Raw genomic sequence first — 14,062 nt, 5'->3', positions numbered from 1 at the left:
CATTTGCCTATCGTGTCAATCTGTATGCAAACACGAAGCGCCTGTGTAGCTCACAGGCGCTTCGTGTTTGCCTCTATACGTAATAGTTTTAGTGAACAACAGGAGCGGTAGCGGCCCTGTCTAACCCCGCGCCTATCCTGGCAATATTAGGAATCGTCACCGGCAGTCGACCATGAATTGCATTCTCGCCGAACAGCGCACTCACCAGGCTCAAAGCTGAATCTGCAGTATCGGAGAATGTGCAAACATACGTTGAAATACCCGGTACATCCGATCCAATGTAAGGGTTGCCAAAAGCCGCAACCACAGTTTTTGCTCCCGCTGTCTTCACGATGCTCGACAACAGCTCGGTGGCACTCTGATCAAGTCCGGCAGAGCCTTTCTGCTGGCCGGCAACGCGCATCATGCGTCGTGCACTGGGAAAAGCCTCGGCCACCGCAATCACTGTAGATGCGCTCGCGACCGCTGCCAACACATCCTGGCTAACCGTGGCAGAGCTGGAGTTGTCGACAAGAAACACCGATGCATTCGGCACTCGTCGACGAAGCTGCGCAATAAACGCGCCCACTCCTTCGCTCGCCCGCGCATCATTGGTAAAGATGACAGCTACAGCACTCGAAGCGGTAGCCTGACCGGCGTCTGCGGAGACATGCAGCGGCAGCAGATTGTTAGTATCAGTTGCCAAAGTAATCGCACGGTCCGAGATAGTTTGTGCAAGCGCTACGCTGGCAGGCCTGGCAACCACGCGGCTTACATCAGACATGTCCACATAGCGATCAACATTCAAGCCGACCGAAGCCTTCAATCGCAGGATCTTCAGCACACTTTCATCGATACGCTTCTCCGAGAGGACGCCACTTTTTGCGGCCTGTATCAGACCACTATAAGCGCCATCCAAATCTGCCGGAATGATGACCATATCGTTACCCGCAAGCAACGCCTGCACTGCTTCCTTGCCGGAGATCTCCGCATCCGTTCCAGTGAAAGCATGCATCAATGCGCCCATATCCAACGCGTCCGTAACTACAAGTCCACGAAACCCGAGCTTATCCTTCAATAGCCCGGTAACAACGCGCTTCGATACGCTTGCAGGAAGATTTGGATCAGGCTCGATTGCAGGCACCGTGATGTGGCCCATCATCACCGTATCCACGCCAGCAGCGATTGCCTTACGAAACGGAATAAGCTCTACCGAATTCAGTCGATCCATATTTCCGGTCACACGTGCGAGTGATAGATGCGAATCCGTATCCGTATCACCGTGCCCAGGGAAGTGCTTGACCGTTGTCAGTAGTCCTTCGCTGCGTGCGCCATCGATATATGCAGCAACCATATCGCCGACCACCGCAGGATTTTCGCTAAAGGATCGAGTGTTAATGATGGGGTTCGCCGGATTTGAATTTACATCTGCTACTGGAAACCAGTTCCAATGAATGCCAACAGCGCGCGACTCTTCAGCAGAGATTTCTCCAAACTGTCGCACCAGGTCTTTGTCACCCGTCGCGCCAAAGGCCATCGCCGATGGAAAGGATGTTGCGCCGTTCAATCGCACAGCAAGTCCACGTTCGAAATCGGCAGCAAAAATCAGTGGATACTTCGATTCCTTCTGCAATTCATTGGTGAGAGCAGCAGCTTCAAATGGCTCGCTCTTGATCAGGCGCGCACCATCCACATGCACAGTTACGCCAAAGCCGCCCACGTGATACTTCTGCATCTCGTCGTGTAACTGCACAAATGCAGGGCTGTCGATGTTCAGGTATTCCACCTTGGCCCACACCATGATCAACTGACCAATCTTCTCTTCCAGCGACATCTTTCGCAGTGTCGATTTAGCCCATAGTTCACCCTTGTGATCGAGATGAACAGGCCCCGTTCCATGCGCATCAACACTGTTGAGAGCAGTAAGGAAAATCATCAGCAGAGACAAACACAAAAATCGTTTTGACGAGATATAGTTCACGCGCACGCCTCCGTAAGCAACAATCGTAGATCAAAAAAATCAGTAGAGAAGATACCTGGCTCGTATCTTTGTAAAGCCGTCCAGCCCATCGCGCCAATCATCCGCAACACGGCGAGGATCTTCTCCCGCAGCGATAGCGTCCAGCGAAGCCTTGTGCCGCATGAGCGTATCCACTCCGGCAATCTTGTATTGATCTGGATAAAGATGCTGCAACGCTGAAGCAATCTCCAATCCAAGCTCAGGACCATCCAGCGCATTGCGATCCGTCATCAATAGATTTACTCCGCCGCATTTCTCATCGGTATATTTTGAAGTCGCAGGCGTAAAGTTCACAGGCACGAACCGAATTCCGCTGATCTCCCTGGCATTGAGATAGCGAGCTAATACCACTGCGTCGATCCACGGCGCACCGACTACTTCAAACGGAGTATCTGTTCCACGGCCCACAGAAATATTACTCGCTTCAATCATGCCAATCCCTGTATACAGAATCGATTCTGTGACGCTGCGCATATTGGGTGAAGGATCGATCCATACGCGTCCCGTCGAATCAAACCAGTCACCGCGCATCCATCCGTCCATTGGAACGACCGTCAACTTTGCCCCAATCGAACGCTCTTGATTGAACATCCTCGCGAGCTCCGCAATCGTCATACCGTGTCGTATCGGAGTCTGCCAATAACTTACAAAAGCCTCTCTGCCTGCATCCGCAACCGGCCCCTGCACATACACGCCATTCACCGGATTGGGTCGATCCAGTACTACGATTTCTTTGCCGGACTTCGCTGCCGCTTCGAGAAAATATCCCAACGTACTCTCGTATGTGTAGTAGCGCACACCTACATCCTGAATGTCATAAACAATCACATCCAGCCCTGCGAGAACAGATTCCGCAGGTCGCTTCTTTGCATCGCTATCGCCGTATACGCTATAGATCGGAACGCCAGTCTTCGCATCTCTTGCGTTGCCAATGTTGTCTGTGTCGAGCGCTCCAGTTGCTCCATGCTCAGGACTGAAAATCGCTGTCAGTTGTACGCCCGGCGCTTGCGCCAGCACATCGGATACAACACGCCCTTGTGCATCGACCGCAGTCTGATTCGTCACAAGCCCCACGCGAACAGGATGCGCAGCGTCCGCATGAATCTCTCGAAACGCATGTGCCTCAAGCACATCGATTCCGACCTTCACATCGCCATTGCGCGCTGTCATTCGACGCGAAGCCATCAGCGATTCGTTATAACCTGTAATGCGCGCAAGCCGCAGCTTCTCTTCTTCACCAGCCGTCAGATCAAGCGACTGAACAACCGACGTTGCCACGCGCGTGCGCAGAGATACCACTGTACCTTTGCCCTCCGGATGAACTGCATTGGTCAGCAAGATAACGTAAGTGTCCGTGATCGGATCGATCCATAACGACGTGCCCGTAAACCCAGTATGACCAAACGAACCAATCGGCAATAGCTCGCCACGATTTGTAGCAAACGGAGAATCTATATCCCACCCCAATCCGCGCTGGCTCGCAGCCATTGCAGGCTGCTGTGGCGTAGCCATTTTCTCTACAGCCAACTCACTCAAAACCCGATGCCCACTCAGTAGATCCTGCGCAAACTTTGCAAGATCATCCGCAGTCGAAAACAGTCCGGCATGACCAGCGACACCGCCCATGCGTCGTGCTGTCGGGTCATGCACCACGCCTCGCAGCATCTTGCGATTCTCGTCATATTGCGTAGGCGCAATGCGCGAAGACAAGCTTGCCGGGGGAAGAAAATCGGTATCCATCATGCCCAGCGGAATGAAGACATTTTGCTTCGCAAACTCATTGAGCGACATGCCAGAGATCTTCTCGACGAGAAAGCCAAGCGTCTCGAAGTTGATATCGCTATAGAGAAAACGCGATCCTGGCGGATAGGCTGGCGTCTCCCGCATTGCCATTGCATACGCAGCGTCACGCCCGCTCCATGGCTGCTTAAGATCGAGATCAGGACCAAGCCCTGAGAAGTGTGTCATCAACTCGCGAATCGTAATATCTTCCTTGCCGTTCTGAGCGAACTCCGGAAGATACTTTGCCACTGGATCATTGAGTCGTATGCGCCCATCTTGCAGTAGTTTCATTATCGAAGTAGTCGTTGCGATGCACTTGGTTAACGAGGCAAGATCGAAGATCGTATCCATCGTCATCGGCTCTCGCGTTGGCTCCAGTGATCGCATGCCGAAGGCCTTGCGGTAGACGATCTTACCGTTATGTCCGACGAGTACTACAGCCCCCGGAATATTCCCGTCCGCGACAGCCTGCGTAACGATGGAGTCAATCGCACCAAAGTCAGACCTCGTGGCGCGCTCTGCGTGCGCGGTCTTCACTCGCGCTTCGGCAAGAGATTCATGCTGGCCTAACATGCTTAAACACAGGGCAAAGCAGCATAGCCGTGAACAGATAAGCCCACTTCTCAAAGCCTTCCGCAAATCAACCCTCCAGTGCCTTGCGAACATTTCCCTTCGCCTTGCGAAGTCTCTTTTCCGCCTGCGCCTTACTCACATCGGCCTTCAACATCACCAGCGCAAGCGGTACGCTCATGCTAGCTGTGTCGAGAGCCTTCAATGCTGTTGTACGGTCCGCGCCTGTCAAATACTCCAAAATCAAAATGCCGCGTTCGACAAGCTTTTCATTCTTCAACTGCAGATTGACCATAAGATTGCCGTACACATATCCAAGCTGCGTCATGCTGCCGGTAGTCAACATATTACAGACCAACTTCTGCGCCGTTCCAGCCTTTAGCCTGGATGATCCAGTCAGCGCCTCGGGGCCTACTTCGATCTCGATAGGAAATTCCGCAGCTTTGCCAAGAGCAGATCCTTTATTGCACGCTATTGCAATTGTTTTCGCCCCCTTGCTCCGCGCATACTCTAGAGCCGCAATCGTATAAGGCGTACGCCCACTCGCCGCAATGCCCACCACTGCATCGCGCTTACCTGGTTTTCTCGAAGCCATATCTTTGCGCCCGAGTTCAAGGGAGTCTTCACTGGCCTCTGTTGGCCGAACAAGTGCGTCCTCACCCCCGGCAATCAAAAACTGAACCATCTCCGGATCTGTATTGAATGTAGGTGGGCATTCGGATGCATCCAAAGCTCCAATGCGACCGCTCGTGCCTGTCCCGACATAGATCAATCGACCGCCCTTCGCGAGACACTGTGCGACCACATCGACAGCCCGTGCAATCTCAGGCAGCACTTTTTTAATAGCTCGTGGAACCACTGCATCCTCGTGGTTCATCGCAGTAACAAACTCAATCGTCGACATTGTATCGAGATTTTCAGTAGCTGGATTACGACGTTCTGTCCCAAGCGCTTTCAGTTTCATGCATATCCTCAATTTTTAGAAGTCTTATATCGTGTTTGTACGGGGCATTGCCATACTGGCAGCATATCCGATAGCGAAAGTAGCGGCACTTCCAAGCACTACATACCAGGTAAATGAAACGCCAGTAAAGAGCCATAGATACATGCTCAGCAGAAAACCGCAAAGCATGCCTATCATCGCGCCGCTTTCAGAAGCTCTCCTGGTGAGCACTCCAAGAAGAAACACACCAAGCAACGCTCCATACGCGACCGAGGCAATGGACAAGCCAACCTCAAGCACCTTGCCTCCATTGCGTGCGAATATAGCCAGCGCAAACAGCAGAACACCCCAACCAACAGTGACGATACGCGATAGCTGTACGCGCCGTAACTCTGTAGACTTCGGACGAAGCTTTACATAAAAGTCCACTATCGTTGTAGAGGAAAGGGAGTTCAATGCGGCGCTCAGGTTAGACATTGCTGCCGCAAGGATAGCAGCAATCAGTAGGCCGCTGATTCCATGTGGCATGTGCGTAACAACAAAGACCGGAAAGATCGTATCCGTACGAGTAAACGGAACCTGCGGAGGAAAGAGCTTATAAAATGCAAATAACATCGCGCCTATCAGCAGAAATAAAGAGAACTGAAACAGGATCGCAACTCCACTTGAAAGCAGCGCCATCTTGGATTCGCGCTCACTGCGCGCCGATAGCAATCGTTGCACAATCAACTGATCCGTACCATGACTCGCCATCGTTAAAAATGCGCCGCCGATAACTCCAGACCACAGCGTATAGGTAGTGAATAAGCTCCAGGAAAAATCAAAGACTTGGAACTTATGCGCATTCACAGCAATCGTATGCACCGTTCCCCATCCGCCTGGCACGAGATGCAGTATCGTGAAGAAGCCCACAATCGTGCCTGTCACATAGATACTCAGTTGAATGACATCGGTCCAGATCACGGCCGCCATGCCGCCTTCGAATGTATACACCAGCGTCAGCAGCGTAACGATAGCAATCGCTGTAATGTCTCTTTCAAAGCTGGTAAGCCCGGCAAGAAGACTTGAGAGAGCGATCCCCACCACAATGGCTACGGCAAAAACTCGCACGCCTTCAGCCGCAGCACGTGTTACAAGAAAAAGCCCCGCAGTAAGCGATCTAAGTCGCTCCCCAAAGCGACTCTCTATCAGTTGATACGCCGTAACCAGTTCGCCGCAAAAATATTGTGGAATAAATAAAAAACTAACAACGGCGCGACCGATAAGATAGCCGATCACGAGTTGCAGAAAGCGAAAGTCCTTTTCGTAAGCCAGGCCTGGCACGCTGATGATGGTGAGTGTACTTGTTTCTGCCGCGACAATAGAAAGTGAAATCGCCCACCAGGGGATCGTATTGTCTGCGAGGAAATAATCTTTGAGCGTTCGTTGTTTCTTGCGAAATCGTAGACCGAAAAGTGTAACGCCCGTAAGGTAAGCAACGATCACCGCAAGATCGACAAGGTTCAACCCCATTCAGTAATCTCCTCGACGGATGGCGTATAGACGAGAGTTAAATCCTGCCAGTCTCTGTGGAGTTTATAAACTATTGATTCGAGAAAAGGAATATAGAGTCTAAAATGCTGTCTTTGCCACTTTATCAGTATCCATCTTATTCAAAAAAATTGAGGGCAGGCCTTCTACATCGGCCTGCCCTGTTCTGTTATCAGCATTGGATCTAAGGTGTTGATACCGGAACTGTCAGGTGCTCATGGATAAGTTTCGCCGACGTCACCTTGCCGTCCGGACCAATGCTAAGTAAGATCACCCAGTCAAAGATATCGTCTGGCCATTTGCTGTTTGGCAAAACGGTCTCAGGCACAACTCCAAATGCAGTCAGTAGTGCCGGTATCTCACTATGTCGCCATGCAATGAGCGGATGCTGGCCGTGCGCTTCCTTTGTCAGTTCAAGTACAAGCGCTTCGGGATCTTTTGTGCCCACCTCATGATGAAGAGGTAGTCCCGTAGCTTTGCTTAGCGGCTCAAGCGTTAATCGCGGACGCATACTCTTCTTCGAGTCGGCCCCCGCATACAGGCAATCGACGGAGATAGAGAGCCCATCCTCCTGGAACGGTACGAAGTACTTTGCGTAAAGCTGTGCGCGTGCCTCTCCCATTGGAGTCAGCCCCGTGCCTTCTACAGGCTTTTCTGCATGGCGAACGATAAGCACCGTATTATTCGCAAGATAGTTCTGTGCTGATTGTGCCCACCCAGATGTGGAGTAAATGGCGCATAAGGCTAGAATGGCGAGAATAAACTTGGATCGCATCGGATGCCTCTCTTGCTTCTGATGATAATTTGCCATGAACGATGGGCCGGCCCCGGAGTAATCCGGTGACACGGCCCATCGTTGCATGACGCTTATTTCTTCGGAGAAAATCCGAAGGTTACCGCAAGCATGACGCTGCGTCCCGGGAGTATGCTCACGTTGTCGCCACCGGAGATCGGCGTGGGGCCAGTGGTGTTGAATGGATCGGTGTATGTCGTGCCATTCGCGGAGATCGTTTGAGTGAGCGCAGAACCGGCAATCTTTACACCAGTAATGTTGTGCTCATCGAACAGGTTATTGAAGCTCAGACGAAACTTGGTCTGGTCGAAGTGTCCACCAGTCCGAAGCGTGTAGTTGAAGTAAACGTTCGTAAGTGTGAATGGATCGATAGTGGCCTGATTGTGATAAGCCGCGTTGTCCTGGTAGAGAGTGCCAACGCGCTTGTTGAACACGGCGACATCCCAACCCTTGTGCTGATACGTAACACCCTCTGTCTCAACGTCGGATGGCGTATTCGCGACCCATAGACCAGAGGGCGCGGTAACAGTGATCGGTGCGCCGGTGCACTTAGACGGAGCGCAGTTAACGCTCAGCGTTCCCGTGTAAGTGGCGCGTCCAACCGATGCGTTGAGATAGGCGCTGAGACCGCGGCCAATATAGATATTGCTCTCAGCCTCAAAGCCCTTGGTGATGGAACTGGGCTGCAGATAGTAGATCGGCTCGCCGCTGGCATCGTCTACTGAAGAGTAGCTGTTCTGGAAACGGATGTGATAAAAATCCGCATCGAATGTAACACGCTTGAGCTTGAACACCGTACCTGTCTGGTAGGTGGTTGAGCGCTGTTGCTTGGGGAGTGTTTTGACCGGAATACCCGCTGCGTTCTGGGCATAATCGAAAACACTGCTGGGCGGCACTACGCTGCCCGTGGCAACCTGACCGTATGCAGACCAGTTGCTCCGAATGCGGTAGTTTGCATCGAGAGATGGCAACCAGGCAGAGTAGCTGCCGCTATTGGTGATGAAGGTAGATGGGTCGTTCGTGCCAAGGCCGCCAATGGTCTTGCCGTCGTCAGCAAACTGTTTAGTGGCGATGTTGTAGTGAGAAAATTTGGTGCCGGCAGTGATGTTCAGAGCCTTCGTAACGTGGAACTCATACTCGACATAGGGCTGGTAAGAGTTAGTCCAGAACTGCTCGTTGAAATTTGACAGAGGTTGATCTGCCCAATTGTTAAGCGGGTCGGTAGGGAATTGGTGACGGTTGGTATCTGCCCACTCATACCACATGCCAGCGCGAAACACGCCGAATCGCGAGGTCTGGCTGACAGTCGATGTTTCGCCGTACTTGCGATAGCTGTTGTACTTATCCACAGCGCAAGGGATCGCAGTAACGCCTTTTTTCGTGACAGGGATATTGCATGGAGCAATGTTCAGACCCATGTAAGTCTTTGAGCCATTGATGGTAGCCTGTTCCGTGATTGGAGTCGCGTTTGAATATAGCTCTGAGTTGTCGTAGTTATAGGTGTATGGCTTCACGTCGACAGTGATGTTATGCGGCAGCTCGGTATGCAGACCAACATATTCAAAATCGGTCGGTACATGGTAGGAGTTGTACTTGTTATCGAGATAGTTGACCGGGTCAGAATTGTTCGTAAGCAGGAAGTTCAGACCTGACCCTGCGAATGGAGCCAGTGTTCCTGTGCAGGTATATGCGCTGGTCGCACCGAACATCTGGCAGCGCGTAGCAGAAAAGTTAGGCGTGTTGGCATCGAGCCAGATAACGCCGGAAAAGCCAGTAATCATGGTCTTATCTGACAGCTTGTATTGAACCTTGATGGCTCCGGCATTCCGTGTCTGATGGTTGAAAGTCTGATAGCCATCGGATTGCAGATGATGCACGTCAATTTGGTAATTCAGTTTATGATTCGGCAGAACATTGCCGGAATCGTATTCGCCATCGTAAAGATACGTATTGAACGAACCATAAGCGAATTGTCCACGGACATTCTTAACAGGGGAAAGATCCTTGGAGAGTAGGTGAATGGAACCTCCGAATGGCGTAGGTCCGATCGTGGATGCAGTGCCCGGGCTGCGATCAAAGTCGATTCCACCTAAAAATTGCGATGGGAAAAAAGCCCAGGAATGGTGCGTAGGAGTGTTGGTGTCATAGAACGGGATACCGTCAAAATCGATGTCGTAGTTACCATCGGGAAATCCACGGAAGAACGTAGCAGATTGGCCAAGGCCGACGCCATTGCCGTTCGTGGTAAATGTGCCCGGAGCCATTTCTACCGCTTCACCGAAGTCAGACACGGGAGAAGTAAAGTTCTGAATGAAAGCCTGAGTGATCTCAGTGCGCGCAGAACGAGCCTCTAGCAACGCGTCCATAGGTGCCAATGCCGCAGCAACAGAACCAACGGAGTTAGCCTCAACCAGCACCTGCTGCGATACATCGCCTACGGTCAGAGCGATAGAGATATCCTGATCCTGCCCTGCGACGAGTTGCACAACGCGGCTGTTGACGCTAAACCCCGGGGCTGTGATCTCAATCGTGTAGCGGCCTGAGGCTATGCCGCTGATGGAGAAGTGTCCCTGGGCATCAGCTTTTACTGTGCGAACATCGCTGGTTGAATCCTTCTTCACATTTACGGTTGCATTCGGAAGCGCACCGCCTTTAGCGTCCGTGACGGTTCCAGCGAGGCTGGCGTCGCTGCTCTGAGCATGCAGCGATACTGGCACGATGGAAAATAAAAGAGCGCATATGCTGAGCAATAGCGGTGCGCTCCAGCGGTAGAGTTTGGTTCGAGTCACAAATTCCTCCTGTAGGAAATCAATCAAGTAACTAAGTTAAAGGCGATATTGTCAGCGAAGTGCGAGAGACAATTCCTCGTTCTCTGCTTTATTGCAGAGGCGCTGACGGAGAAAGACCGAGCTTGCGGCGCGTCTCTTCACGTGCTGCTGCAAGGTCTTGTTGAAATCGGGGTGAAGCCATCAATGAACCAAATACGGCGTAGGCCGTCTTGCGGCTTGCCTCGGTATCGCTGGCATAGTGAACCCCGCACACCAGGCGGTTGTGCGCATACTCATCAGCACGGTCAAAGATCTGCTGACGTTTCTCGGGGACAATCTGCACAAGAGTGAAGGCAAGCAGATAGCCGGATAGTGAATGTCCGCTTGGATAAGAAGTCGGCTCTGAAGTTAGCGCGCATACCGGATGCAGAGTGTTATCCACCTGATATGGGCGAGAGCGACGATAGATACTCTTGAGCGGATCGGCTGCTGCACCTTCATCTTGGTGAACATGAGCAGATAGTGCGGCAGTGATAGGCAGAGACTCAGCAGAGAAGTCTGGTCCCATCACTGTCCTGAAGATGAAGATGTCCTGTTCGTGATCATCTGCCTGCGCCTGCGCTACCTGCTCCGGCGTACGGCTGGCTTCGATACGGTGCAGCTCCGCAAGTTCAGTGGTGGTTGTATCTGAGCTCTTGGCGGGAGGCAGAGGCAGAATTAGATCGAGGTGAAGTGAGAGGGATTGGAGATAGTAAGCCGAATGAATCGACGATGCTTTGGAAGTTGCTTTCGTTGCCGGAGAAGTCGCAGACGACGTCTGTCCGTATAAGCAAGTGCTGATCATCAGAATGGCCAGGCTCGCTGTGAGGCATTTTTGTCTCATAGTGAAACTGAGCGTAAGGTCGTATTGTGAATACCGGAAGTCTGCTAAGTTACTGCAATGTGAATATTGAGATTTGAGTGTGGATTTTTCAAAATAAGACTTGATCTTAAGGTGGATTTAAGGTTTATTTCAGCAACCTTAAGTTTAATCTTCACTTCTTTACAAATGCCGGTTCCATCGGCGATAACGTCGCTTTAATAGGAAACTTGATCTGGAAGACGGAGCCCTCTTGTGGAGTACTCTCTACCGTCAGTTCCGCACCATGAGCATCTGCGATCCATCTGCCAATCGACAAGCCAAGGCCGTTGCCGGCTTTTGATTTTCTTTCCCGCAGATCGGCCTGATAGAAGCGATCGAAGACGTGCAAGCGTATATCCTCTGACATACCAACACCCGTATCACGTACCGTCACCAATGCGTTATTCGCAGCGAGCGAGACTTCTGCGCGAATCTCACCCGATCCTGGCGTATAGCGAATCGCGTTATCCAGTAGTATTCCCAGCAGACGCTGTAGTAGTAATTCATCCCCTTCGATGTAGATCGTCTCGGGTGGCAGATGCCAATCCAAAAGGATTCCACTCGATTCAGCGAGATCCTCGACACGCCTGCAGCCACTTACTACTAACTCGCAAAGATCAATCTTCTTGAATGCAACTTCGTGGACGAAGTTATCGCTCTGAGCAAGTGAGAGAAGCGCATCCAGCAGTGTGGAAGCGGTCCTGCACTCTGTAACAATCTTCCCGAGTGCATCACGATATTCTTCTTCGGAGCGATGCCGATGTAGAGATAACTGGGCGGTAGCAAGCATGACTGTGATCGATGTTCTGAGGTCATGCGAAGCATCCGCAGAAAATTGGCTAAGGCGAGAAACAGCCGCGTCAAGCCTGGCGAGAAGTTGGTTCCAAGCTACAGCGAGGTGTTGAATTTCATCCTTTGCTGCTGGGACTGGGAGCCGCTGCGATAGATTTCCGATTCCGATTTCAAGCGCCGCACGAGTCATTCGATCGACAGGCTTCAATGCGTGTCGGCTCAGAAAGTATCCACTCACTGACGAGAGAAATAACAGCGCGGGCATTAGCAGAAGAAGTGCATCGCGGTACTCCCGCAAAATGTAAGTCTCTTCATCCAGAGAGCCACCTATATGTAAGCGGACCATGCGACCGTCCATCAAAATCATATGGCACATAACCAGGGCGGGCTGTTTGTCGAGAACTACCGAACTAAATACCGGACGCGAGCAATCGTTTTTAATAGACAGCGTCCAGTCCTGCCTGATCCCCTCCGTAGGGAAGAAAACACTGCCATCCAGATTGTGTATGTGAAATAAGTTTCCTTCGTGAGTTACGAGTGCGTAGTTGCGAAGTTGCTCGCCCAGAGACTCTTTAACGCCCTTTGCTTTATTTTCCTTGAGTAGAGCAATCAAGCGATCTTCACGGCCCTGTAGGTGTGTCTTTTTCCCTTGCAGCAGCGCATATTGAAGAGCTCCAAAGGACATAAGTCCAAAGATCAAAAGCCCGGTCAGGGTGACCAGGAAATAGAAAAGCATAAGCTTCGCACGAACAGAAAGGCTACCCATGCTAAACCGCCACGAACATATAACCGGATCCGTGAACAGTTCTGATAAGCGGCTGCCCTTTATCGGACTGATCTTCCAGCTTTGATCGCAGGCCGTGGATGTAAACATCCAGGGTGTTTTCCTTCACGTCTGCGCTAAGTCCCCATCCTGCTTCGATCAATTGTTCGCGAGTGGTAATCAGGCCCTTATGCCGGATGAGTGTTTCAAGCAGCTCAAATTGCTTTCGTGTGAGGGCAATCTCTTTGCCATGACGTATAGCCAGTCGACGACCACGATCAAGCGTAACGCCTGCAGCGGTCACCGGAGGCAGATCTATCGTTGCAACGCGTCGCGCAATGGCACTAACACGCGCCAGGAGAATCTCCAGGATGAAAGGTTTTACGAGATAGTCATCCGCGCCTAGATCGAACGCACGCAAAATCTTGGGGACTGCATCGACAGCCGTCAAAACCAATATCGGAGTTTTGCAGTGCCTGGCGCGCACCTGTTCCAGAACCTCAAACCCATCCATCTCGGGAAGAAGTATATCGAGCAGGGTAGCGTCGAATCTCCCCGAGAGAAGCATGGCTGCACCCTGCCGTCCGTTGTCTGACACGGTGACACGATGCCCCTCTTCTGTCAGTGCGCGTTCGACGAGGCTCGCAATTCTATTGTCATCTTCGATGACCAGTACATTCATTGTAGAAAGACCATTTTCTAGCATAACGGGGATGCCCACTCGCGCTATATGAAGAAATGGTCAAAACTATGCGAGAAGACATTCTGGGTGCGAATCGTTTCGTCAACCGCAAGTGATTTTAAGCCTGAGCTTCAGGGGATTCAATTCGGCAACTCGCGCATGTTCCATAGAGAAAGAACTCATGGCCGGTAACTCGAAAGCCGCGTGGAAGTCTCGGCTTGAATTTTGGGACGCATCCCTCAAGCTCATATAATTTGCGGCACTCGTTACATTGGAAATGATGATGGTGCGCTTTTCCTGCGACCTCATATCGCGTGGAGTCACCGGGAATTGCAACCTCTTGCAGCCAGCCCTCCTCGATCAGCGCCTGAATGTTGCGGTAGACCGTCGCGACACCAAGAGCCGGATAGAATTGCTGAGCGCCGCTCAGCGCCTCCTCTGGCGAAAGGGGCCTATCCGCTTCAGTGAATGCGTCTCTGATGGCTGCCTTTTGTCTTGTGTTTCGTTTTTCCATTGTCGTACTGATTAAGACCTCAATA

Annotated in this window: 10 protein-coding genes; all 10 read right to left on the bottom strand. The window is 51.6% G+C overall.

The genetic code is table 11. The annotated features are described in order from the left end of the window. Positions 1-88: 88 nt before the first annotated feature. Positions 89-1,960, bottom strand: a complete 1,872-nt coding sequence (locus OHL19_RS22355) for a glycoside hydrolase family 3 protein (protein ID WP_263360062.1) — start codon at positions 1,958-1,960, stop codon at positions 89-91. 39 nt (positions 1,961-1,999) lie between these two features. Next, the gene (locus tag OHL19_RS22350) at positions 2,000-4,318 is read right to left on the bottom strand and encodes a serine hydrolase (protein ID WP_263360061.1); all 2,319 of its coding nucleotides are present in this window, start codon (positions 4,316-4,318) and stop codon (positions 2,000-2,002) included. 103 nt (positions 4,319-4,421) lie between these two features. Then, positions 4,422-5,315, bottom strand: coding sequence for an N-acetylmuramic acid 6-phosphate etherase (gene murQ, locus OHL19_RS22345; RefSeq protein ID WP_263360060.1), 894 nt, complete (start codon positions 5,313-5,315; stop codon positions 4,422-4,424). 24 nt (positions 5,316-5,339) lie between these two features. Continuing rightward, positions 5,340-6,806: a sodium:solute symporter gene (locus tag OHL19_RS22340; RefSeq protein WP_263360059.1), complete on the bottom strand. Its 1,467-nt coding sequence runs from the start codon at positions 6,804-6,806 to the stop codon at positions 5,340-5,342. Between the two features lie 202 nt (positions 6,807-7,008). Next, on the bottom strand, positions 7,009-7,599 hold the full coding sequence (locus tag OHL19_RS22335; RefSeq protein WP_263360058.1) for a hypothetical protein: 591 nt from the start codon (positions 7,597-7,599) through the stop codon (positions 7,009-7,011). Between the two features lie 92 nt (positions 7,600-7,691). Further along, positions 7,692-10,406, bottom strand: a complete 2,715-nt coding sequence (locus tag OHL19_RS22330; RefSeq protein ID WP_263360057.1) for a TonB-dependent receptor — start codon at positions 10,404-10,406, stop codon at positions 7,692-7,694. Between the two features lie 88 nt (positions 10,407-10,494). Beyond that, positions 10,495-11,268, bottom strand: a complete 774-nt coding sequence (locus OHL19_RS22325) for an acid phosphatase (protein ID WP_263360056.1) — start codon at positions 11,266-11,268, stop codon at positions 10,495-10,497. Positions 11,269-11,419: 151 nt separating this feature from the next. Next, positions 11,420-12,844, bottom strand: coding sequence for a HAMP domain-containing histidine kinase (locus OHL19_RS22320; RefSeq protein WP_263360055.1), 1,425 nt, complete (start codon positions 12,842-12,844; stop codon positions 11,420-11,422). Position 12,845: 1 nt separating this feature from the next. Next, a complete protein-coding gene (locus OHL19_RS22315; protein ID WP_263360054.1) occupies positions 12,846-13,523 on the bottom strand; it encodes a response regulator transcription factor in 678 nt (225 codons plus the stop codon). Between the two features lie 118 nt (positions 13,524-13,641). Continuing rightward, positions 13,642-14,037, bottom strand: coding sequence for a Fur family transcriptional regulator (locus OHL19_RS22310; protein ID WP_263360053.1), 396 nt, complete (start codon positions 14,035-14,037; stop codon positions 13,642-13,644). Positions 14,038-14,062 lie beyond the last annotated feature (25 nt).

Source organism: Acidicapsa ligni (genome assembly GCF_025685655.1).
GTDB classification, from domain to species: Bacteria; Acidobacteriota; Terriglobia; order Terriglobales; family Acidobacteriaceae; genus Acidicapsa; species Acidicapsa ligni.
The sequence above is the reverse complement of the archived record's forward strand: the minus strand, read 5'-3'. Positions and strand labels throughout refer to the sequence as shown.